At 49.4% G+C, this 22,590-nt stretch carries 18 protein-coding genes; 9 read left to right on the plus strand and 9 right to left on the minus strand.

What is annotated here, in order from left to right; all coding sequences use genetic code 11:
• Window positions 1-2 precede the first annotated feature (2 nt).
• Both secD and yajC read right to left on the minus strand, forming a co-directional pair.
• A complete protein-coding gene (secD, locus tag PSI9734_RS09750; RefSeq protein WP_173920958.1) occupies window positions 3-1,850 on the minus strand; it encodes a protein translocase subunit SecD in 1,848 nt (615 codons plus the stop codon).
• A gap of 18 nt (window positions 1,851-1,868) precedes the next feature.
• Window positions 1,869-2,204 (minus strand): preprotein translocase subunit YajC, encoded by a 336-nt coding sequence (gene yajC / locus PSI9734_RS09755; protein ID WP_173920959.1) that lies wholly within the window; start codon window positions 2,202-2,204, stop codon window positions 1,869-1,871.
• A 212-nt stretch (window positions 2,205-2,416) separates the two neighbouring features.
• On the opposite strand from yajC, the gene PSI9734_RS09760 reads away from it, so the two are divergent.
• Both PSI9734_RS09760 and PSI9734_RS09765 read left to right on the plus strand, forming a co-directional pair.
• Window positions 2,417-3,043, plus strand: a complete 627-nt coding sequence (locus tag PSI9734_RS09760) for a trimeric intracellular cation channel family protein (RefSeq protein WP_173920960.1) — start codon at window positions 2,417-2,419, stop codon at window positions 3,041-3,043.
• A 2-nt stretch (window positions 3,044-3,045) separates the two neighbouring features.
• A complete protein-coding gene (locus PSI9734_RS09765; RefSeq protein WP_173920961.1) occupies window positions 3,046-6,423 on the plus strand; it encodes a hybrid sensor histidine kinase/response regulator in 3,378 nt (1,125 codons plus the stop codon).
• On the opposite strand, the gene PSI9734_RS09770 is transcribed toward PSI9734_RS09765, so the two are convergent.
• Window positions 6,401-7,099 (minus strand): response regulator, encoded by a 699-nt coding sequence (locus tag PSI9734_RS09770; protein WP_246194896.1) that lies wholly within the window; start codon window positions 7,097-7,099, stop codon window positions 6,401-6,403. The two genes, PSI9734_RS09765 and PSI9734_RS09770, sit on opposite strands and share 23 nt — an antisense overlap.
• A 69-nt stretch (window positions 7,100-7,168) precedes the next feature.
• Window positions 7,169-9,436: a TonB-dependent receptor gene (locus PSI9734_RS09775; protein WP_173920962.1), complete on the minus strand. Its 2,268-nt coding sequence runs from the start codon at window positions 9,434-9,436 to the stop codon at window positions 7,169-7,171.
• Between the two features lie 214 nt (window positions 9,437-9,650).
• Between PSI9734_RS09775 and PSI9734_RS09780 the strand changes: the two genes are divergently transcribed.
• From PSI9734_RS09780 to PSI9734_RS09790, 3 genes are read left to right on the plus strand one after another with little or no spacing between them, the layout of a single operon-like run.
• Complete coding sequence (locus tag PSI9734_RS09780) at window positions 9,651-10,946, plus strand: GntP family permease (protein WP_173920963.1); 1,296 nt, start codon at window positions 9,651-9,653, stop codon at window positions 10,944-10,946.
• Window positions 10,947-10,961: 15 nt separating this feature from the next.
• Window positions 10,962-12,635, plus strand: coding sequence for a long-chain fatty acid--CoA ligase (locus PSI9734_RS09785; RefSeq protein WP_246194898.1), 1,674 nt, complete (start codon window positions 10,962-10,964; stop codon window positions 12,633-12,635).
• Between the two features lie 12 nt (window positions 12,636-12,647).
• Window positions 12,648-13,838, plus strand: coding sequence for an E22 family MetX-like putative esterase (locus PSI9734_RS09790; RefSeq protein WP_173920964.1), 1,191 nt, complete (start codon window positions 12,648-12,650; stop codon window positions 13,836-13,838).
• A gap of 21 nt (window positions 13,839-13,859) precedes the next feature.
• On the opposite strand, the gene PSI9734_RS09795 is transcribed toward PSI9734_RS09790, so the two are convergent.
• Window positions 13,860-15,635, minus strand: coding sequence for a TIGR03545 family protein (locus PSI9734_RS09795; RefSeq protein WP_173920965.1), 1,776 nt, complete (start codon window positions 15,633-15,635; stop codon window positions 13,860-13,862).
• A 4-nt stretch (window positions 15,636-15,639) separates the two neighbouring features.
• Window positions 15,640-16,146 carry a TIGR03546 family protein gene (locus tag PSI9734_RS09800; protein ID WP_173920966.1) on the minus strand — a complete coding sequence of 169 codons (507 nt, stop codon included), beginning with the start codon at window positions 16,144-16,146 and terminating at the stop codon, window positions 15,640-15,642.
• A gap of 161 nt (window positions 16,147-16,307) precedes the next feature.
• On the opposite strand from PSI9734_RS09800, the gene PSI9734_RS09805 reads away from it, so the two are divergent.
• Together PSI9734_RS09805 and PSI9734_RS09810 are read left to right on the plus strand one after the other, a co-directional pair.
• Window positions 16,308-17,774 (plus strand): RimK family protein, encoded by a 1,467-nt coding sequence (locus PSI9734_RS09805; protein ID WP_173920967.1) that lies wholly within the window; start codon window positions 16,308-16,310, stop codon window positions 17,772-17,774.
• The gene (locus tag PSI9734_RS09810) at window positions 17,774-18,232 is read left to right on the plus strand and encodes a GNAT family N-acetyltransferase (protein ID WP_173920968.1); all 459 of its coding nucleotides are present in this window, start codon (window positions 17,774-17,776) and stop codon (window positions 18,230-18,232) included. The genes PSI9734_RS09805 and PSI9734_RS09810 overlap by 1 nt, the downstream gene beginning before the upstream one ends.
• On the opposite strand, the gene PSI9734_RS09815 is transcribed toward PSI9734_RS09810, so the two are convergent.
• On the minus strand, window positions 18,225-19,268 hold the full coding sequence (locus PSI9734_RS09815; RefSeq protein WP_173920969.1) for a cysteine synthase A: 1,044 nt from the start codon (window positions 19,266-19,268) through the stop codon (window positions 18,225-18,227). The genes PSI9734_RS09810 and PSI9734_RS09815 overlap by 8 nt on opposite strands.
• 19 nt (window positions 19,269-19,287) lie before the next feature.
• Complete coding sequence (gene rcsF, locus PSI9734_RS09820) at window positions 19,288-19,668, minus strand: Rcs stress response system protein RcsF (protein WP_173920970.1); 381 nt, start codon at window positions 19,666-19,668, stop codon at window positions 19,288-19,290.
• Window positions 19,669-19,818: 150 nt separating this feature from the next.
• Here rcsF and cfa point away from each other — a divergent pair, with 150 nt between their 5' ends.
• Window positions 19,819-20,934, plus strand: a complete 1,116-nt coding sequence (cfa, locus tag PSI9734_RS09825; RefSeq protein ID WP_173920971.1) for a cyclopropane fatty acyl phospholipid synthase — start codon at window positions 19,819-19,821, stop codon at window positions 20,932-20,934.
• A gap of 12 nt (window positions 20,935-20,946) precedes the next feature.
• Here the strand turns inward: cfa and PSI9734_RS09830 are convergent, their stop codons facing one another.
• Entirely contained in the window at window positions 20,947-21,996 is a 1,050-nt protein-coding gene (locus PSI9734_RS09830) for an AI-2E family transporter (protein WP_173920972.1), read from the minus strand.
• Window positions 21,997-22,078: 82 nt separating this feature from the next.
• On the opposite strand from PSI9734_RS09830, the gene PSI9734_RS09835 reads away from it, so the two are divergent.
• On the plus strand, window positions 22,079-22,570 hold the full coding sequence (locus PSI9734_RS09835) for an Mpo1 family 2-hydroxy fatty acid dioxygenase (protein WP_173920973.1): 492 nt from the start codon (window positions 22,079-22,081) through the stop codon (window positions 22,568-22,570).
• Window positions 22,571-22,590 lie beyond the last annotated feature (20 nt).

Here is a 22,590-nt window from a genome sequence, read left to right on the forward strand (position 1 = left end):
TCCTAAACCGACAACTTCTCAATGCGTTTACCACCCCAGATGGCATTCACCACCGCACGGGTGCCGACAATTGCGGTAAACATTGAGGTCACAATACCGATTGCTAGGGTTACCGCGAAACCTTTAATCGGCCCGGTACCAATAGCAAACAAAATAATTGCAGCGATTAACGTGGTCACGTTGGCATCTGCAATGGTCGACAGAGCACTGTCGTAACCATGATGAATCGCTTGTTGCGGACTGCGCTTAGCTTTGAGCTCTTCACGGATCCGCTCAAATATCAGTACGTTGGCATCCACCGCCATACCGACCGTTAAGACAATACCCGCCATACCAGGAAGGGTAAGCGTTGCACCTGGAATCATCGACATCACGCCGACAATGAGAATCAGGTTACTACCAAGAGCCAAGTTGGCTACCATGCCGAACTTTTTGTAGTACATGACCATAAACGCCAACACCAACACAAAGCCCCAAATAATGGCTTGCATACCCATGTTGATATTTTCTTGGCCTAAACTTGGTCCGACGGTGCGCTCTTCGACAATTTGAATGGGGGCGATTAACGCACCCGCACGTAACAACAGCGCAAGATTTTGAGCTTCCTGCACAGAGTCGAGCCCGGTTATACGGAAGCTGCTGCCTAAACGCGATTGAATGGTGGCAACGTTGATCACTTCTTCTTTGCGTTCAAAGATAATGTTGTCTTCTTTGTCGCGCTCGCCCGTTGCTTTAAACTCAATGAACAAGGTTGCCATTGGGTTACCCACATTGTCGCGGGTTGCCAGTGACATTTTCTCACCGCCAGTGCCGTCTAAGCTAATGTTCACTTGAGGGCGTTGGTTTTCATCGAAGCCAGAGTTGGCATTCACAATATGATCGCCAGTCAGGATCACATCGTCAGTGAGGAGCACATTCCCACCGTTACGGTTAGGGTAGAGTTCTGAACCAAAAGGTACACGCCCCATTTCCGCTTCGCGGACACTATTTTCATTGTCCACCATACGGAACTCTAGGGTTGCCGTCGCACCAAGAATTTCTTTCGCTCGCGCGGTGTCTTGAACACCTGGTAATTGCACGACAATACGATCTGCGCCTTGACGTTGAACCAAAGGCTCAGCAACTCCGAGTTCGTTAACTCGGTTACGTAAAATAGTGACGTTCTGTGAAATTGCGTAATCTTGCGTCTCTAAAACTTTTGCGTCAGTCATGCGCAGGGTTAGTTCCCGCGCAGCTTCGTTCTCGAGCAGCACATACCCTTCATAAAGTCCGTCGAGATAGCTTTCCGCGGCTTGATAATCGTCGGCTGTGCGTAAGGTTACATTGATAGCGTTGCCGTCGCGTTCGACAGCGGTATAACGAATCCGCTCTTCTCGAAGTTCAGTACGAACGGTATCGCGCATTTGTCCTAAGATTTTACGCATGGCTTCGTTCATATCCACTTCCATCAAGAAGTGCACGCCACCACGTAAATCTAGCCCTAACTTCATTGGCGTTGCGCCCAGCGCAGCAAGCCAGTCCGGCGTTGCAGCTGCCAAGTTCAAAGCCACCACATAGTCGCTACCAAGCTCGCGTAAAATAGCTTCACGGGCACGAAGTTGCTCGCTATCGGTCGACAATCGAACCAACAGTTGATTGTCTTCCATCACGATCGACTTTGGCGCAATATCTAAATCAGCAAGCGTGTCTTCAACGCGACCCATCACTTGTGAGTCAACGGTTGTTGTACGCGTTGCTGAGACCTGAACCGCGAAGTCTTCGCCATATAAATTAGGTAGCGCGTAGACTGCGGCGACCACGAGAATCATGGCCACCATCAGGTTTTTCCAGAGCGGAAACTTGTTTAACACGTTATATCCTTATCTCGATTACAGAGATTTCATGGTTCCTTTTGGCAGAACCGCTGTTACCGCCGATTTTTGCACGGTCACTTCAACACTTTCTGCAAGCGCGATAACCATAAAGTCTTTTTCTTCGCTGATTTTGGAAATACGACCTACCATACCGCCGTTCATGAGCACTTCGTCGCCTTTACTGATTCCAGCAACCAATTCTTTATGCTGCTTGACGCGTTTTGCCTGCGGGCGATAAATCATGAAATAGAAAATCAAGCCAAACATGACCAACATGAAAATCAATTCCATACCGCCGCCTTGTGAGGCTGCGCCGTCTTGTGCGTGTGCTGTACCGATTAAAAAGTCCATAAAATCCTCTGTCGTATCGAGTTAGTTTTAATAGCATTGAGATGGGGGTTTTCTGACTACAAACAAGCCCCATCGGTATTTTTTTAGAAAATTGTTCCGCATTCTAACGAATTTATGCTCGAATGGGGAGTGATGATGCAGTACAGATCTCTAGGCATATGTAACAATCCATGCCAAACTAGATTTTTCAATCAAAAAAGCGCCATTTTACAATGACTCTTGAGACCTTTTTTTACTGGTTTGATCACCTTGGTGTCGCGGTCTTTGCCGTCTCTGGCACCCTGCTCGCCTTCCGTAAGAATATGGACGGCTTTGGTGTGGTGGTGCTCGCATCTGTGACGGCGATAGGTGGCGGTACCATTCGCGACCTGATTCTCGATCTGCCAGTATTTTGGGCCTACGATGCAACCTATATTTATACCATTTTAGTAGCGGCCTTTGCGACCATTGTCTGGCTTCGGTTTCGCGATTACATTCATAAGAAAACCTTACACATTGCCGATGCCGTAGGCTTGTCTTTCTTCACCGTCATGGGCGCGCAAAAAGCCCTTGAAGCCGGCTTCCCGGAGGTCGTTTGCGTGGTGATGGGTACCGTCACTGCTTGCTTTGGTGGCATGCTCCGCGACGTTTTAGCGCGCGATATTCCCATGGTTCTTAAAGGCGAGCTTTACGCCACCACGTGCCTCGTCGGTGCCAGTGTTTACGTGCTACTTGCTCAACATACAACATTAGTCGCGCTATTGGTCGGCGGCCTTGTCACTTTGTTGCTGCGCCTCGGCGCCATTCGCTGGCAGTGGTCTCTGATGGTATTCCAAGATCATAGCGATGGGCCCCGTTAACCGTGTTAAGTACTGGCGTCGCCATTTTATTAGCCATTGGCTATATTGCGATACTGTACAGCATCGCTTATCGCGGTGAGCGCAAGCCGCCCAATCAAATAAAGCCCTACCGGTACGCCCTGGCACAAGGTATTCACTGCACCACGTGGGCGTTTTACGGCACTATTACCCAAGCCGCTTTTTACGGTTGGTCGGTGGCACCGACCTATGTTGGTGCGATGCTGGTGTTCTTGTTCATGCACCGAATTCAGTTGCGCTTATTACACGTATGTAAGCAACAAAACTTAACCTCTATTGCTGATGTTATCAGCCACCGATACGGTAAATCACCAACCCTTGCGTTGAGCGTGGCGTTAATAGCTTTAATCGGTATTGTGCCCTACATCACGCTGCAACTACGCGCCGTTAGTGGCAGTTTCATTGCGGTAACGGGCTTGGCCGGCAAGCCCCTACCATGGTTTGGCGACATTGCGGCGCTCGTTGCTTTAGCGATGATGATGTTTGCCATTTTATTCGGCACGCGCCGCATGAGTTTAGCCGAGCAGCACTCAGGTTTAATGGACGCTGTGGCCTTCGAATCCGTTATCAAGTTACTTGCCTTCATGGGAGTCGGTATCTATGTTTCCTATGAGCTTTTCGATGGCGTTGCCGACGTCGTACTGCAGGCTGCGCAAGCACCACAGGTCAGTGCCATACTCGAAGGTCGTGAAGCCGGCGGTTTTGTCTACTTAACCCATATCTTGTTGGGTGCCATTTCGATGTTTTGCTTACCGCGCCAGTTTCATGTGAGTTATATCGAAAATACGGACCCCGAGGAATTACGTACCGCACGCTGGGCCTTCCCGCTGTATCTGTTCGCAATAAACCTGTTTATTTTACCTATTGCTCTGGCCGGTGTGTTGCTTGTTCCAGAAGCTGCGCAATCAGATACCTTCATGCTGACCATTTTATTGCAAGCCGACCAACCGTGGATCACGACAGTCGCCTTCATTGGCGGCCTCGCCTCAGCAACGAGTATGGTAATCATTGCGACCCTAGCGTTAAGCATTATGATGTCGAACGATGTTGTGATGCCCTTCTGGTTACGTGCCACCAAACGCAGGCTTCGCAACGTCACTTTTACGCCAAAGCGCATTTTACGCATTCGCCGCACCACTATTGCTGGCATCATGGCCCTTGCGTTTGGCTTTCATAAGCTGACCGAAACCAACCTGCCGCTGGTAAATGCCGGACTGCTGTCACTGGCGTTGTTAGCACAGTTAGCGCCCGCCTTGCTGGGTGGGCTTATTTGGCAACGCGGTAATAAAACCGGTGCCAGCCTCGGTATTATCGTAGGCACGACGCTGTGGCTATGGCTGTTATTTATCCCTTCGATACAGCTCAACCGCGGGCTTACGGATAGTGATCTTAGTGCTGGCGTATTGATCAGTTTAGGTTTGAATTTAGCCATTTACATTGTTGTCTCGTGGCTGACGCGGCCCAACGCCACCGAACAGCAACAACGCCGCCTTTTCACGGACCCAACCGGTGGTCACGCCGAACTTTATCAGCACCAACCCATTTCGTGGGGCCGCCTAAGACAACTATTAGCGCGATTTTTTGATTCCGTGGAACTCGAGCGCTTAAGTGACAAAGTAAAGCACGACCTCACAACGGCCCCAGCGGATGTGTTGGTTCCAGGCTCACTTTTGGCCCGAGTAGAACGCGAGCTGTCAGCCGTTATCGGTAGTGCGGCCAGCCGTATCTTGCTCGACACTTTGACGCAACAGCCGTCGGTACCGATATCACAAGTAGTGACATGGGCGACTGAAGCTTCACAGCTATACAAGTTTAACCGCGAGCTATTACAAGCCTCGGTAGAAAATATTCCGCAAGGCATTAGCGTGATCGATCAAGACTTACGCCTGGTGGCATGGAACCATCGCTATGTTGAAGTGTTTGGCTATCCGCCAGGCTTTTTGCAAGCCGGAATGCCAGTGGCCGACCTACTTAAGTACAACGCCGAGCGTGGCCTCATTCAAGCTGCGAGCGACAATGCCATTGAGGACGAAATTGATAAACGTCTAAACTATCTTCGCCACGGCAGTGCCTATCGCTATCAGCGTCAACAAGGGCAATTGGTGATTGAGCTACAAGGCGCCCCTATGCCGGGCGGAGGCTTTGTCACAACCTATACCGACATCACCGAGCTGGTTCAGGCCCAAAGAGCCCTCGAGCGTGTCAACGCTGAACTGGAGCAACGTGTTGCCGATCGCACCGCGCAGCTACTCGATGCCAAGCAAGCTGAGGAATTGGCACATCAAAGTAAAACTAGGTTTTTTGCCGCGGTCAGCCATGATCTGATGCAACCGTTCAATGCTGCGACACTGTTTTGCGATATGCTTAGCCAACGTTTGCACGGTGAAGAGTCTCGATTAGCGCAACAAATTCAGCAATCGCTGCATAATGCCGAAGAACTCCTCACCATGCTGCTAGAAATGACCCGGCTCGAAGCGGGTAACCTGCCGGTGAATAAGCAGGTAGTTGCGTTGCATGACATCATTCAGCCTATTGTCGCTAATCAGCAAATAATTGCCGCGGAAAAAGACGTCACCATTCGCTATGTTCCCAGCCGAGTGCAATTGACCACTGACCGCAAGATGATTGGCCGTATTATCCAAAATTTACTCTCCAATGCGGTCCGTTATACCGATCAAGGTACGGTGTTAATCGGCATCCGGCGGCGACGTCACGGTGCCGAGCTACAAATACTCGATACCGGTCGCGGTATTCCACAAGACCAACGCGACAAAATTTTCCGCGAGTTTCATCAGGTTAGCCAAAGTGGCGACAACCCTGGTATAGGGCTCGGTTTAGCTATTGTTGATCGTATGTGCCGGCTGCTCGATATTCCCTTGTCACTTGCATCCGAGGTCGGCCGTGGCACCACATTTAGCTTGAGCTTCAGCGAGGTTCGCTGGCAACCTCAATTAAGCTTTGGCAAAACCACCGCGCATCGCGATCAAGAACAGTTTTTACAAGGCAAAAACGTGTGGCTGCTCGATAACGATCTCAGCGTGCTACAAGCCATGCAGCAGTTGTTTGTGAGTTGGGGGAGTCAGGTGGTCACAGCGACCCAAAGGCAACAGCTACCGGTTGACGCTGAGGCGCCCGATTTACTGGTATTTGACTACCACCTTGATGACGGTGATACGGGCATCGAAGTGCTGAAGACCGTTCGTCAGCACTTTGCTGGCACTGAACTTCCCGCGATCATTAATTCTGCCGACCCGGACGAGACCGTACGTGAGCAAGTGATTGCTGAGCAGGCGTTATTTGCCTCAAAACCTATTAAAGTTGCTGCGCTTAAGCGCTTGATCAAGCGTCTTCTGCAGCACTGACTTCTGCAGAATTAAGCATCTGTTTAAACACAATGCCGGCTTGTGTTCGGTTGGTCACGCTCAGCTTCCGCAAGATTGCTGATACATGTTGTTTTATGGTGGTTTCTTGCACATTGAGTTCATGGGCAATTTGCTTATTTAACAGGCCATCGGCGAGACACTCCAGTACCCGAAACTGTTGTGGCGTGAGTTGCTCAAGGCGCTGAGCAAAATCGACATGTTCCGCTGGTGTTTCAGCCTCAACCGCATCACGTAAATGTTCCGGCAACCAAGTATCCCCCGCAAGCACGGCATGCACCGCTTGCTGTAACTCAGCCAAAGGCATTGATTTAGGAATGTAGGCACTGGCACCAAACGCCATCGCTTGACGAATCGTCGCCAGTTGCTCGTTGGCAGAAACAATCACCACCAAGATATCAGGGTAACGGCTTCTCAGTGATGTTAAGCCCGTTAGGCCTCGGTTTCCTGGCATCGTTAAGTCGAGCAGTATCAATTCTACCTGGGGTTCACTGCGAATAAGCTCACTTAGTTGTTCGAATGAAGCGGCTTCAATGATCGGCGTATCAAGCGTTTCGGTTAACGCTTGTTTTAATGCGGCACGAAAAAGAGGGTGGTCATCTGCAATAATAGCACGCGCCATGTTTGAACCTGGTTGGCTTGAAACTGATGTGCTCATGCTAGCGTGTCCAAAAACAAAAGTCAGTGGTTACTCGCATAATTGCGAGTAACCACCACTTAATTGGGGTTAAAACTTATAACCCACACTCAGGGAGAAGGTACGAGGGTCGCCGTAATAGCCAACCACAGCATCGTCACCAAAGGTTGGTCCGAAGTTGTAGCCACCTACGCGATACTCTTCATCGGTGAGGTTCTTAGCATGTAAGCCAAGGTTCCACTGACCGCTGTTTGAGTACCAAACAACACTTGTGTTTAACAGGCCATAGCTTTCTTGGTCTAACGGCGATGGCGCTTCAAACATTTGCGTGTCATCACGGAACGCGTAGTTTGCCGACCAAACCACTTGCCCTGCTTCCATTTCAAAGGTCTGGTTGAAACCAAGGTTGTACGTCAGTTCAGGTGTGTTTTGGAACGACCATGCATCGGTCACATCTGTGGTTTCGCCTGTCGCAGGCTCTTCGTACACCACGGCATCGAATTCAGCATCGATGTAACCTAGCATTGCAGTAATATTCAGGCTGTCAGTGGCGGCAAATACCGTTTCGACTTCAAAGCCTTTCACTGTTGATTCACCGGCATTGAGCACCTGCGATGAAATTCCTGATTCAACAACACGCTGTACCGTCACCTGCATGTCTTGGTAGTCAGAGTAGAAAACGGCACTGTTCAAGCGCATGCGGCCATCTAATAGCTCAGACTTCATACCAAACTCGAAGGTGTCGACGATTTCTGGATCGTAAGGTTCATCAATCGTCGGGTTCAGTGACTTATCTGCGCGCATGTCAACGCCACCAGATTTGAAGCCATTACTGTAGCTACCATAAACCATGACATCATCAGAAAGGTCATAATTAAGCGCTACATGAGGAGAGAACCGGCTCCAGTCACCTTTAGAATCAAAGTTTGAGTTCACTGCAAACGGGGTGCCAAAGGTATCGATCACTTCTGCGGAGTCATACGGCACGTCTAAGCCAGCTCGGTTGATGTAATGAACACCTAAATAGGTATAGCGGAAAACGCCCGCTTCTTTTTCGTCTTTGGTGTAACGGCCACCCACTGTCAGGGTCATATCATCGCTGATACGGTAATTACCTTGACCGTAGAACGCTAGGCTTTCGGTTTGAACACAACCACCGTTATCCACTGTTACCCCACCTAGGGCCTCCAGATAAAGCGGTAGTACGGTGCCAAACACACCACAGGCTTCACCATCGTAATAATACACGCCACCGACGAAATCAAAGTTGTCGTTATTGGTGTAGCTTAGCTGAAACTCTTGCGTAAATTGCTCGTCTTCATAGATCGCTGGCACCATGAAAATAGGTTCGCCAGTCGCATTAAAGTCGATATTGGTATCGGTGTAGCCTTCGCGACTTGCAGTGACCGCTTTAAAGTCCCACTCTGAGTTGATGTCCCAGTTGAGGGTCATCGACACGCCTTCGGTTTCAACTAGGTTATCAACAGGCATCGCCGTGTTCGAGTCATAAACATCTTCATAAGGCTCCTGTCCAGTAATTGCACTGGTGAGCAAACGATGTGCGCCTTTTGAATTCGACTCGTCTTCAGTTTTGTCATACGAGAACTTAAGATCAAGGGTATCACTCACCAACCATTTAGCTGATAAACGATAGGTCAGCAGATCTTTATTGTAGTTCTCATCACCGGTATTCACGTACTCGCCAAATCCATCACGCTGCAGCGAGGCAATGGCACCACCAACAAAGAAATTGTCGGCTAAAGCGGTTTGGCCAGAGATTTTGAAGTCACGCTGGTTATAGCTACCGAAGGTACCTTGCAATGACAATTCATTGTAACCCGTGAGCTCTTTGGTCACATACTTGAGTGCACCACCGATGGTGTTTTTGCCGTATAGCGTGCCCTGCGGGCCTCGCAATACTTCAATACGTTCTAGGTCGAATACTTCCAACACCGCACCTTGTGGGCGAGCGACATACACATCATCAATATAAACACCCACGCCTGGCTCAAAACCCCACAACGGATCTTGTTGCCCGACACCACGAATATAGGCAGTCAGGGTCGAGTTAGTACCACGACTCACTTGAATAGTGGCATTTGGGATCCGTTGTTGAAGTTCAGTGATGTCTTCAACACCAATTTCTTCAAGATCGCCAGCACCAAATGACGACACTGACACAGGAACATCTTGTAAGCTTTCTGTTTTACGTCGCGCGGTCACTTCAATGCGTTCTAGGCCTTTAGTGCTTTCTGCTTGTTGTTCTTGCTCATCTTGCGCCTGTGCATAAGCTGGCAAACTCACAACTGATGCAATAGCTAAGGCTATTAATGAGTGACGAAACTTGGGTTGACTCATGATGTCATTCTCCCGGTTACTGTTATTGTTGTACTGTTATAAAAAGTGCGTGTAACGGCACGTTAATTGTTATGGCACAGTTACCCTAGCGCAAAGTGTAAGCTTTGTATTCTGTACGTTAGTACTATGTAATTTTGCCACCTAGTCACGCATGATAATGTCATCGTACGCCATAGTGAACATAGCCAGAATAATAATTACAACGAGGTAATGCATGTTAAGCATGATTGGATTAGTCGGCGGCTTAGTACTACTTATTGTATTAACGCTGCGTGGCATGAACTTATTTATTAGTGCGCCTTTGTGCGCTGTTGTGGTTGCTTTAACCAGTGGTGTGCCGCTGTTTCAAGGCGAGGTTAATTTTGTCAGCGCCTACATGGATGGGTTTGCTAGCTTCGTCGCAGCTTGGTTCTTTATGTTCTTACTTGGCTCCTTGTTCGGTAAGTTCATGGAAGACACCGGAGCCGCCGATAGCGTCGCCCATTGGATCATCGGTAAACTAGGAAAGAAACAAGCGGTACTCGCGGTCGTCCTTGCCTGTGGTATTTTAACCTATGGTGGCGTCAGCGTGTTCGTGGTGGCCTTTTCGGTGTATCCGATGGCGTTATCACTATTTAAAGATGCGAACCTTCCGCGTCGCTTTATTCCCGCAGCACTTGCCTTTGGCTCTGTTACGTTCACCATGACCTCGGCTGGCTCACCGGAAATTCAGAACTGGATTCCCATTCAGTACTTGGGTACCTCGCCTTACGCCGCGTGGGAAGTCTCACTGGTGGTCGCGGTGATTATGTTTATCATTGGCTACTGGTGGTTAACCCGAATGATTAAAGCTGCCACATCGCGTGGTGAAAGCTTTGAGCAACGGGAAAGCGACCCTCAGTTGGTCGAACGCAAACTGCCATCACCTTTTAGTGGTCTGGTGCCGTTGATTGTGGTTTTAAGCTTAAGCTTTTTGTTCCATGAAGACCTTAAGCAGAACGCCTTAATTATTGCCTTAAGCGGCGGCGTACTTGCTATTGCCATCATCAATTTTAAGTATTTCCAAAATATGTCAAAAGCCATTGGCGAAGCTTCTACTGGCGCACTTATTGCGATCGGTAACACCTCAGCTGTTGTGGGTTTTGGCAGCATCGCCAAAGTGACCCCCGCATTCGCCGACGCCGTAACCTTTATGACCAGTCTGCCTGGCAATGAACTGGTCGGCGCAGCGGTGGCGGTGAGTGTGATCGCCGGTCTTACCGGCTCAGCTTCAGGCGGTCAGGCCATTGCCCTGCCTGAAATAGGCCCACACTATATCGACCAAGGCGTTAACCCAGATCAACTACACCGTATCGTGGCTATTTCATCAGGTGCTTTAGATTCCTTGCCACACAACGGCTATGTCGTAACCACCATTCGCGCAATTTGTAATGAAACACACCAGGCCGCCTACTGGCCTGTTGCTGCGGTCACTGTTGTGGTTCCATTTATTGGTTTAAGTATTGCTATCGCACTCTTTAACCTGTTTTAAGCAAGGGCTGTAAACATGTTTGAAACGTCATCATCTTCAGCGCCAGCATTTGCTGGCGCCATGCAATCGAGCCAGTTGCTCATTATCGATCTACTTCGCCATAGTGTCCGCCGACACCCTCAGCAAGAAATTGTCAGCCGGCGCATCGAAGGCGATATTCACCGATATACTTACGCCGAGTGCTATCAACGCTCGTGTCAGCTGGCCCACTGTTTAACAGAGTTTGGCGTTCAGCCAGGGGAACGCGTGGCAACGTTAGCCTGGAACACCTATCGCCACCTCGAGCTTTACTATGCCGTAAGCGGCATGGGCGCAATACTGCATACCGTGAACCCGCGACTCATTGCGGAGCAAATTGAGTGGATTCTCAATGATGCCAACGCAACTTGGCTATTTGTTGATGCTTGTTTTAGCGAGTTAGCGGCACAGGTCGTCAACAAAGTCCCCCAATTAAAAGGCGTTATCGTATTAGCTGACGACTGCCAGCAACCCGAGTTAAAGGAATGCAAACCGCCACTCCATGCCTACGAACAATTACTCGACGGCCAAGCAACAGATTTCAACTGGCCCGCTTTGCACGAAGACAGCGCCGCACTTCTTTGCTATACCTCAGGTACCACGGGAAACCCTAAGGGGGTTTTAAGTTCGCACCGGGCGATGGTGCTCCATGCGCAAGCGACGGTAAGTGCTGAGCTACTGGACCTACGCGCCACCACGGTATTGATGCCTATGGTTGCTATGTATCATGCCGGAGCTTGGGGAGCGCCTTACGCAGCGCCTTTAGCCGGTTGTAAGCTCGTTTTACCGGGTAACGGTATGAGTGGTGAGGCCATGCACCAACTGATTGAAGCAGAGCAGGTAACTGTTGGCCTAGGCGTTCCTACCATTTGGCTAACCTTACATAATTACTTAGCCGAGCATGCCACGCGTTTGCCAACGTTAGAGCGCGTTTGTGTCGGTGGTGCCGCATCGCCGCTGGGGCTGGTAAAGACCTTTGACCAAGATTACGATGTATATTGGCAGCCCATATGGGGCATGACCGAGACCGGCCCATTAGCCAGTTCAGCACCACCAGAACCAAGCCTTATGGCACTTCCACTTGAACAGCGGTATGAAATTCAGACAACTGCCGGGCGGGCATGCTTTGGCGTTGAAATGCAAATTGTTGACGCCGATGGCGCCGCGCTACCCCATGATGGTGAAACCAGCGGCGAATTAAGAGTTCGCGGGCCGTGGATAGCAAGTAGCTATTTTCAGCGCGACGACCCTGATACCTTTGCCGATGGCTGGTTAGCAACCGGCGACATCGCAGTTATCGACCCGCAGGGGTATATGAAAGTCGTCGACCGCAAAAAGGATGTTATTAAAAGCGGCGGCGAATGGATAAGCTCGTTAGATATCGAAAATATCTGTAGCCAACATCCAGCCGTTAATGAAAGTTGTGTGTTTGGTGTAAAACACCCCAAGTGGGACGAGCGCCCACTGTTGCTTGTCGTCGTCAATAAAGGTGAGCAAGTAGATAAAGCAACACTCTATCAATTTTTACAAGGCAAAATTGCCAAGTGGTGGATGCCTGATGACATTTTATTTGTCTCGGAGTTGCCACACACGGGTACCGGTAAATTAGTAAAAAACCAATTACGCAAGCAGTACCAGAATTATCTGCTAGAGCAAACAACTGACGCATAACGGGAGTCGGCGATGCAACGTTCAATCATTTTTCTTTTAAGTTTAGCGGTTCTGGTGGTTAGCTACGGTTGCCAAGCGCAGCCCGCAGCTGCGCCGATGATGGTGGAAAAGCAATCGTTTAGTTTTGAAAATTTCACCACTGTCAGTGGCGAAGTAATACCCGAAGTGACGGTGGGTTGGGAAAGCTACGGCGAGCTTAATGCCGCCAAAGACAATGTGATCTTAATAACCCACTTCTTCTCGGGCAATAGCCATGCAGCAGGCAAATATAGTCCGGATGACCCACTTCCGGGCTATTGGGACTCAATTATTGGGCCTGGCAAAGCCATTGATACCAATAAATACTTTGTCATCAGCTCCGATACCTTAGTTAATGCCTTTCCAAATGATCCTAATGTGATCACCACGGGCCCGGCATCTATCAACCCAGAAACCGGTAAGCCTTATGGCCTCGACTTTCCAGTGGTAACCATTCGCGACTTCGTGGAGGTTCAACACGAGCTCCTAACAAGTCTTGGCATTCATAAGTTGCACGCAGTGGTAGGTGCCTCGATGGGCTCTTTGCAAGCACTTGAGTGGTCGGTGGCATACCCTGACATGGTTGAGCGTATGATCTCGGTTATCGGTGCTGGAGCCATGGACGCTTGGACAATTATGGCGTTAGAGCATTGGGCGCGGCCGATTCGCCATGACCCCAACTGGAACAACGGCGACTACTACGATGCCGAACCTCCGCTTACCGGGGTGACCAGTACGCTGGCCATGATCACCCAACAGGCCATGCACCCAGTGATTATGAACATGCGCGCACCTAAGCCTGAAGTCATGTCAGAACAGGCGCTTGCCAGCGTTACCAACAGTACCCCTGTATTAGATTATTTATTTGCCAATAGCCGTGTTCGCGCGCCTTTAGCTGATGGTAACCACTTACTTTATTTGGTTCGGGCAAATCAATTATTTGTGGCGGGACATGAAGGTGATTTAGCGACTGGCCTTGCGAAAGTTAAAGCCAAAACCTTATTCCTACCCGCCACCAACGATCTGTTGCTGCAACCGTACTTGGCGAAGCGTGCTGTCGCCGAGCTAGAAAAGCAAGGCAAACAGCCTGCCTACGCAGAAATTGAGGGGATTTGGGGGCACTTAGACGGGCTCTTTAGTATCCCCAGCCAAGCCGATACTATCGAAGACTTTCTTGCTCACTAGAACGTAGCAACCCTTGGGGAACTAGTTGTTCCCCAAGATCCCTTTCAGCTTGTCTTTTAGTTTGTCTTCAAGCTTGTCTTGCAACTTAGTCTCTAACATTTCTTGCAATCGAGCTTCACGGTTTTCGGCGTCGGTCAACAAGCTTGAAAGTTCAGTAAGCTCACTTTGATACTCACCCACAAAACCATCAGACTGCGACGTTAAACGTTGTTTCAACTCGCTAAGCTCACCATCCGCAGCAGACATCGCAGCGCCTTTGAGTGCTTCGCCGAGTTGCTTATCTAGATCTGAAGAGAGGCTAAAATCGGGGTCCATCAAGGCGCCTTTAATATCGGCATTGATATCCAACCGTTGTAAGCTTTCTAAAGCTTGTGCAATAACTGCTGCCCACTGATTTTCAGCTGATGCTTCCACCACCATATCGGCAAGTCGTAAGGTTGCATTGCCATCGAATTCACTATCCCGCAAGGCAATATTACCTTCACTATCGAGTAACGCTGAAAGAATGGTCGCAGCCAGCTCACTGCGTTCACTTAACGCTGTACGAGCCAAATTAACCCCTTGAACCCGCCATTGCTGCCGCGCATCAAAGCCGGCAGCGGTGAGCGCCATCTCGCCATTCAATTGTAGTGACGACCACAGGTCATTGTTTTCACCGCGCGCACGGAAGGTGGTGGGCTGCCCTAACTGCTCATGTTGATGGGTGATGTTTTCCCAGTTCACATCGAGCACCGTAGGCCCAATGGCAAACTCTGTGCGGGCTTTTTTGATAAGAAAGTCTGGCGGAGCATCGCTGTTAGTGAACGCAAACCAAATACCTTCCCCGCGAGGCGGTTGCACCGCTGTCTCGTCGGCTGAACGCTTTAACATTGGCGCTAATTGCTCATAGGCCAGCAGCATATAATCGGCCCATTGACGCGCTTGTTCACCAAAAAGAACCGTGGTGATTTCCGTTAACCCGTCACTGTTCAATTGCATCAACTCACCGACACGATCTAAATCGTGTTGGGGAGCCTGTTTAACTCGCTGCATTTGTGTTTTCAGTTCAGCCACCGCATCGCCGGCAACCTCTTTGAACTCTTTCAAGGCTTCACGATCAGCGCTGAACTTTTCTTTCAGCTGTGCAAAAGCTTCTTGCTTAGCCTTCAGCTGGGCCGGTGTCTCAACGTCACCTTCGGTTATTTCCTGCAACTGCGTTTGATAGCTTTCCAATTGTTCTTTAGTCGGTAACTTACTTAGAACAGCTTCAATACGTGCTTTTTGCTCGGTATAGCTAGCCTTAGCTTCAGCAATCGCTGTCGGGGTTTGCAAATCGACACGGCCCATCACTTCGTCCACAGAAGGCATCGACAAATTAATGGTTTCCATGCCCTCGCCGAGCCATCCTCCAACTTGCTCTTTACTTGGCAACTGGTAAACATCACCGGCTGATTCTCGAGGCGTTTGTACACGAATTCCGGTGCTTACCACCTCTTCAAAGTGAAACCGCCCTAACAACAGTTGTTCCCAGTTCAAAGCACCATTAATTTTCTCTACCGCAACCCGGTTAAAATTGGGTTGCCGTGGGTCAGTCATTTGTACACCGGTAATATCAATCGTCAGCGGCATCCACTGGTGTTCAACCTTTTCAATATTCACTTCGGCGCCATTCATGGTGCCGAGTGTTCGTTCCAAAGACCACTTCAAAATAGTATCTAATAGGAGCCACGAAAATGCCGCTATCAGCGCAATAATAACCACAAAGGCAAAGAGGCCAGGCCAACGAAATGCACTTTTGCGGACTGTATGCTGTTCCATGCTTTTACCCTCTCAAATTCGAATAAATAGCCCAAAAGCGATTGGCTTTCAGTGCCTGGACAATCCGTAGTCGATTAAACCAAGCTTGAATTCGACGTCGATATTGACTCACTAGCCAATAGCTTATGACGGCCAAGACCGGCGCAAAAGCCAAGCTGATGATCAAACTGCCTAAGGTAATCGTGTGATGAAATTGCACCACGCGCCAGAATGCTGAATCGTACATGGCCTGCCCCACTGGCTGCCAACCCTCAGCCGAGAGCACGGCAAAACCAACAGAATGAAATAGGGGGTCGAGCAGAAACGCGAACGCCGAACAAATCACAAAGCTCAAAATAAAGCCGGACAGGTTCACTCGGAATAATAACGCGACCAGCAAAATCACCAAGTTATGAACACGCCACAATGGAGTAAATCCCATAATCATGCCTAGCACAAAGGCAATGGCTAACGCCCAGGCACCAGACTCTGAATTTAAAGCACGCAACAGGCGCGCCAATAACGTGAGCATGTAGACTCTCCTCAAAAATCTGTTCATCGCATTTAGTTGATTTAAGGATAGCGTACTTACCTTGATGTGCTACCCTTTTTTCTTCGGCTTTAACGAAAATTTTGCTTGTGTTTTCGTAAATTTAGCCGTAAATATGCGCGCATCCTTAGTGCGGAGTTTTTATGCAAAACACAGCCTTACTTATCGTTGATTCTATTGCCGACTGGCAGCCCTATTATCCCAGCCAATCGGTTTGTTCTGCCAGTGATTATTTACTGCAACAGAACCATCAAGCACGTGCACAGTTACTTAATTTGTGCGGCGACTTAAGCTATTTGTCGACGGGCTATTATGTCAGTCTGCTCGCCGAGGCGCGAGGCCAGCGAATTTTACCGTCGGTATCGACCATCAATGACATGGCAAACTTTTCTCACTACCAGTTACTGCTACCCGCCAATACCGACAAGCAAATCAGTAAGTACTTGGGGCAGCAAAGCAACCAGCAGAACCACGGCGTGCTCGTTTGTTTTGGCCAGGCGCAAGACCCGCGTCTGCAAAGCTTCGCCCGCCAGCTTTTTGAGCGTTACCCATGTCCGATCCTTTGGGTTGAGTTTAGCTATGAAGGCCGCTGGTTTATTTCTAACTTGCGCGCGGGGCGGCTGAATGAGCTCAGTGATGAGCAACAAAGCTTTTTCGGTGAGAGCCTAGACAGCTTTAGCAAGCGTGTCTGGCGCAAAGCTCGCACGCCGAAAGAGTATCGCTACGACTTAGCAATACTTCACGACCCTGAAGAGCCTATCCCAACCAGTGATAAGCGAGCGTTGCAGAAGTTTATTAAAGCGGCACGAGAAGCCGATATAGATGCGGAACTGATTACCGTTGACGACTACAACCGGTTACTAGAGTTTGATGCGCTGTTTATTCGGGAAACCACTCGCATTAGCCACCATACCTACCATTTTGCCAAAAAGGCCGAAGCCAACGGCATGGTGGTTATTGATGACCCGCACTCAATTCTAAAGTGTGCCAATAAAGTGTTCTTAAAAGAATTATTGGACAAGCACCGAATTCCGACACCACGTACGGAGTTACTTTTGAGCCAGCAGGAAATTGACTATCAGGGCATCGGTGAACGATTAGGCTACCCCGTGGTACTGAAGATCCCTGATGGTTCATTCTCCATCGGTGTCGAAAAAGCAGAGAACCTCGACGAACTTAAATCGATTGCGACAGACTTATTTGGCACATCGACAATTTTGCTTGCCCAAGAGTTTGTGCGAACGGAGTTTGATTGGCGTATTGGTATTCTCAATCATCGCGCAATTTATGCGTGTAAGTATTATATGGCGCGCAATCACTGGCAAATTTACAACCATGCCAGTGCCACCAGTCGAAGCAAGTCTGGAGGCTTTGAGACGGTGGGTGTTCATCAGGTGCCGAAGGATATTGTAAAAACCGCGCTGCAGGCCACTCGGTTAATTGGCGATGGCTTATATGGCGTCGATATGAAGCTTACTGACCGCGGCGCTGTCGTGATCGAGATCAACGATAACCCCTCGATTGATGCAGGCGTCGAAGACTTACTGCTGGGTGACGAGCTGTATCATATTATTATGCGTGACTTTGCGAGGCGTTTAGACGAAAAGTAATGTCCAATTTGATTCGTTTAGCTACCCTTGATGATGTTGCCCAACTGGTCACACTAGAAGCCGCAACCTTTGACTACAGCCAACTGGGAAAGCGCAGCTTTTCGCGCTTATTAAAAAGCACTTCAGCGCATATGTTCGTCGTACCGTCAGACAAAAATGACACGGTTCTAAAAGGCTATAGTTTGCTACTTACGCGCAAAAACAGTGCCATTTGGCGCCTTTACTCTATAGCCGTCGCCACCGACGCACGAGGGCAAGGGGTCGGCCGCCAGTTACTGGAGCACGCCCTGACTTACGCCAAAGCCCATGGTGCCAAAGCGTTATCGTTGGAAGTGAAAGTGGACAATCAAGCGGCGATTGAACTCTATCGCCGCTACGACTTTGAGGTGGTAGATGTGTTACCCGACTACTACCCTGGTTATGCCGATGGCTACCGTATGCGGCTAAGCTTTACTTAGCCGCCCGCCATACTCGCTCGCCGTTTTCTCGATAGCGAGCCACAAGCTCCTTCGCTGGCTCAGCTGCGAGTTCGATGCCGCGCTCGCGAAGGTAAGTTTCATTATACAATTTACTGGCTGAACGCTCGCCAAGGTCGCAGGCAAAAGTGACAATGGTTTTACCCGGGCCGTGCACTGCCGCTGCTTGTAATGCCCCAGCAAGGTTAAGTGCAGAGCTACTACCAAGCACGATACCATCGTGATCGCGCACATAACGGGAAAGTGCATAGAGGTCTTGATCAGGTAAATTTACCGCGGCATCAATACGTGCCTGTTTAAAGTTTTCGACCAAACGCATAATTCCAATGCCTTCGGTAAACGAGCCACCGTTTGCAACGTAGTCGCCGGTCTGCAAATAGCTATAAATGCCTGAGCCATCTGGGTCCGTCAGCCAAACCTGCACGTCGTCATTACGCTCTTTTAAATACATTGAGGTGCCGGCAATGGTGCCGCCAGTGCCAGCCACCGAGACTAGAATATCGACTGCACCTTCGGTTTGCTGCCAGATTTCCGGCCCTGTACCTAAATAATGCGCACGTGCGTTGCTGGTATTTTCGAATTGGTTGGCCCACCAAAAGTCATCACGACCTTCTGCAAGTCGTTGCGCCGTGTGGTAAAAATGGTTTTCGTTGCGAAAAGGTACCGGATCAACGGTTTGACACTTCGCACCATGCAAGCGAATCATTCGCTCTTTTTCTGGTGATTGATCATTAGGCATCACGGCCAGCATGTTCAGCCCGAACGAGCGTGCAACAAGTGCCAAGCCGATTCCGGTATTTCCCGCAGTCCCTTCGACCACCGTCATGCCCGGCTCTAATTCACCACTGTCGAGTGCATCTTTGATGATTTGATAGGCGGCTCGGTCTTTAATAGAGCCCCCTGGGTTCTGCGACTCTAACTTCAACCAAATATCGCAGCCCGTTAACTCAGACAACGAGCGAACGCGAATCATGTCTGTTTGCCCAATCAAATCCGTGGGGCGTTGTGCGTTTCGCATAACCTACTCCTGTTATTTGTTACTGCAACGGCTGAGCTTGATAGGCATCACCTTCACAAAGCCAGCGCTTGCTGCAGCCAGCATTATCATCTTGCCGGCACTGTTTGAGTACCACGCGGTTCGCTTGGCGTTCAGCGGCAGCAAGTTTCATTTCCATCAACGCTTGCTCTTGTGATGCATTGTCTGCCAACAAATGGCTGGCACACGATTGACCTTGAACTGGCCCAACACTTATAAATTCGACATCGGTACGTGAGAGTTCATAAGGTCGCACAAACTCTACCTCGCTCGCACGAGCTAACTGTTCCGCAGTCATGCCTTGGGGCGCTGTTGCGCACCCCTGTAGACCCAGCACTATGAACCCAAGGGCAACGCACGTCATTGCTGTCTTTTTGTACATAAGGTGTCTCATCGTTATGTTTGTTGAAACCATACGTTTTGCTTCAGGCAAAGTCTAGACCGATTCGTTCTATGCTAAAACCTATACTGCGTTAGTCGGCATTTTTCATTCGTTTAGCTACACTTATTGGCAACTAATAAAGGAGCAGTTATGCAGACCAAACGTTATCTTGCAGAGTTGCTGGAAAGTGCGGGTATTAGCATTAATGGTTCACGCCCATGGGATATGCAACTACACCAAGAACAGCTACTTAACGATGTGTTGACGCGCGGTAATTTAGCGCTTGGCGAAGGCTATATGCGAGGCGACTGGGACAGCGAACGCTTAGACGAGTTTTTTTACCGCGTGCTGCGCGCTGATCTTGGCTCTCATATTAAGCCCGCTCGTTTCTTTTGGCACCATTTAAAAGCCCGCCTGCTCAACCTACAAAGCCGCGCACGGGCATTTCAAGTAGGGCAGCATCATTACGACCTCGGTAATCGACTCTACCAAGCGATGCTCGACGAGCGAATGGTTTATACCTGTGGCTATTGGCATAGAGCCGATAACTTAGCCGCTGCCCAGCGCGACAAACTCGAACTAATTTGTCGCAAATTACAGTTACGCCCTGGCATGAAAGTTCTCGATATCGGCTGTGGCTGGGGTAGCTTCATGAAATACGCGGCCGAACATTATGGTGTTCGCTGTGTCGGTATTACCGTATCTAAAGCACAAGTCGAGCTTGGTGAGAAACTGTGTACGGGGCTGCCCATTGAGTTCAGGCTGAAAGATTATCGGGAAATAAGCGAAACCTTTGATGCCGTGGTAAGCATTGGTATGTTTGAGCACGTAGGGCAGAAAAACTATGCCGAATTTATGCAGGTGGCGGCCCGTAGCCTAAAAGAGGATGGCCTATTTCTGTTGCACACCATCGGGCGTAACCGCGACGTGCGTGGCACCGACCCTTGGATCAATCGTTATATTTTCCCCAACGGTGAGCTGCCTTGCTTGGCTCATATTGACGCAGCTTCACGCAAACACTTTAGCGCCGAAGATGTGCACAATTTTGGTGCTGATTATGACCGAACATTAATGGCGTGGTACCACAACTTCGAGCGCAACTGGGAGAGCATTAGTGATGCCTATGACGACACCTTCAAGCGTATGTGGAGCTACTATTTGCAATCGTGCGCCGGCGCCTTTCGGGCGCGCGACTTACAGCTTTGGCAGTGGGTGTTTAGCAAAAATGGTGTCGAGGGCGGCTACCACCGCCCGCAGCTAGACTAAGTGCCTCGGTGGTTATTCATAGTCACCGTTAAAGTCCTTCATGAAAATTTGCCAGGTAGCCATAAATAATGCGGCAACAAGAGGCCCAATCACGAAGCCATTAATACCAAATAGTGAGATGCCGCCTATAGTTGAGAACAATACGATATAGTCAGGTAGCTTGGTATCACGACCGACTAAAATCGGTCGCAGCACATTGTCGGCCAAGCCTATCACCAGTGCGCCATAAAGCAGTAATACGGTACCGCTGACCCAATCGCCGGTGGCGTAAAGATACAAACATACTGGGAACCAAATAATCGCCGCACCGACCGCCGGTATGAGCGATAGAAACGCCATCACAACGCCCCATAACAGGGGCCCCGGCACATCTAACAACCAAAAAATAATACCACCAAGTGCGCCCTGAACAATCGCCACCACGAGGTTACCCTTTACCGTCGCTCGCGTGACTTCAGCAAATTTTTGAAACAGTGCTTCTTCACGCTCGTCGCCTAAAGGTAACGCTTTGACCACCAACTTGATGAGTTTGCTGCCATCGCGCAACAAAAAGAAAGTTAGGTACATCATCAGGGCAAGGCTCATTAGAAAGCCAAAGGTGTTCTGCCCTATGCTTAACGTTTCTTTTGCGAGAAACTGTGTCGCACTTACTAGGCTATTAGAAATGCGTTCGCGCAAGTTATTCGTATCGACACCAAACTCGACCAGAAGTTGATCAAGCCATGGAAATGCATCTCGCAACTGCTGCATGATTTGCCGTGGATCGATTTCTCCTGCCTCAACGCGTTGATAAAATTGTATGCCTTCTTTTACAAAGGCTGTACTTAGTAAAATAACCGGAATAACCACGATGGCCATACAAGTAAGTAAGGTTATGGCCGCGGCAGTATTCGGTTTTTGCCCAATTTTAGTTAGTACCCAGCGCTGCATCGGGGCGAAAATAACCGTCACTGCACATGCCCAAAAGATGGCGCCAAAAAACGGCTCAAGGATAAATCCAAAAGCCACACTTACCAGTACCAACAACAGCAAAAACGAGCGACGCTCCAATTTATCGCGCATGGACTTTCCTTTCAGTGAGTTTTCTATTTATAGTAGTCAGCAATCCGTCATACTGACAGCACATTAAACACAGGGCAAGATTATGAAAACAATAACAGAGCATTTAGCCGGATATGCTGCCTACCATCGTGACCGACGCAATGTTGCGACTCATTTAGTTGGCATCCCGCTGATTGTCATCGCCTTACAGATTTTGTTATCACGCCCTTACTGGGCTTTTGACGGCTGGTTTTTAACGCCTGCGGTGATTGTGTCAGTGGTAGCGTCATTGTTTTATTTGCGCCTAGACCGAGCGCTAGGAGCCCTCATGACAGTATTACTCGCACTTAGTGTGGTATTAGGCACTGAGATTGCGGCGCTATCGACAACTGCCTGGCTCAGCTGGGGCATTGGGCTATTTGTTGGTGGTTGGGTACTGCAGTTTATCGGCCATTATTTTGAAGGGCGTAAGCCGGCATTTGTTGACGATATTATGGGGTTAGCGGTGGGCCCATTATTTGTGGTCGCTGAAGTGGTCTTCATGCTGGGGCTTAAAAAAGACCTTCATCGCGCCATTGAAGAACGTTTTTCATAACCCCCATTTATTAGGACACC

The sequence above is a fragment of the Pseudidiomarina piscicola genome (genome assembly GCF_902806985.1).
Lineage (GTDB): Bacteria > Pseudomonadota > Gammaproteobacteria > Enterobacterales > Alteromonadaceae > Pseudidiomarina > Pseudidiomarina piscicola.

What these genes read in the sequence shown, in the direction of transcription:
- yajC (WP_173920959.1), bottom strand. Translation starts at nt 2,204, where the DNA reads ATGGACTTTTTAATCGGTACAGCACACGCACAAGACGGCGCAGCCTCA.
- PSI9734_RS09760 (WP_173920960.1), top strand. Translation starts at nt 2,417, where the DNA reads ATGACTCTTGAGACCTTTTTTTACTGGTTTGATCACCTTGGTGTCGCG.
- PSI9734_RS09770 (WP_246194896.1), bottom strand. Translation starts at nt 7,099, where the DNA reads ATGAGCACATCAGTTTCAAGCCAACCAGGTTCAAACATGGCGCGTGCT.
- PSI9734_RS09775 (WP_173920962.1), bottom strand. Translation starts at nt 9,436, where the DNA reads ATGAGTCAACCCAAGTTTCGTCACTCATTAATAGCCTTAGCTATTGCA.
- PSI9734_RS09780 (WP_173920963.1), top strand. Translation starts at nt 9,651, where the DNA reads ATGTTAAGCATGATTGGATTAGTCGGCGGCTTAGTACTACTTATTGTA.
- PSI9734_RS09785 (WP_246194898.1), top strand. Translation starts at nt 10,962, where the DNA reads ATGTTTGAAACGTCATCATCTTCAGCGCCAGCATTTGCTGGCGCCATG.
- PSI9734_RS09790 (WP_173920964.1), top strand. Translation starts at nt 12,648, where the DNA reads ATGCAACGTTCAATCATTTTTCTTTTAAGTTTAGCGGTTCTGGTGGTT.
- PSI9734_RS09795 (WP_173920965.1), bottom strand. Translation starts at nt 15,635, where the DNA reads ATGGAACAGCATACAGTCCGCAAAAGTGCATTTCGTTGGCCTGGCCTC.
- PSI9734_RS09800 (WP_173920966.1), bottom strand. Translation starts at nt 16,146, where the DNA reads ATGCTCACGTTATTGGCGCGCCTGTTGCGTGCTTTAAATTCAGAGTCT.
- PSI9734_RS09805 (WP_173920967.1), top strand. Translation starts at nt 16,308, where the DNA reads ATGCAAAACACAGCCTTACTTATCGTTGATTCTATTGCCGACTGGCAG.
- PSI9734_RS09810 (WP_173920968.1), top strand. Translation starts at nt 17,774, where the DNA reads ATGTCCAATTTGATTCGTTTAGCTACCCTTGATGATGTTGCCCAACTG.
- PSI9734_RS09815 (WP_173920969.1), bottom strand. Translation starts at nt 19,268, where the DNA reads ATGCGAAACGCACAACGCCCCACGGATTTGATTGGGCAAACAGACATG.
- rcsF (WP_173920970.1), bottom strand. Translation starts at nt 19,668, where the DNA reads ATGTACAAAAAGACAGCAATGACGTGCGTTGCCCTTGGGTTCATAGTG.
- cfa (WP_173920971.1), top strand. Translation starts at nt 19,819, where the DNA reads ATGCAGACCAAACGTTATCTTGCAGAGTTGCTGGAAAGTGCGGGTATT.
- PSI9734_RS09830 (WP_173920972.1), bottom strand. Translation starts at nt 21,996, where the DNA reads ATGCGCGATAAATTGGAGCGTCGCTCGTTTTTGCTGTTGTTGGTACTG.
- PSI9734_RS09835 (WP_173920973.1), top strand. Translation starts at nt 22,079, where the DNA reads ATGAAAACAATAACAGAGCATTTAGCCGGATATGCTGCCTACCATCGT.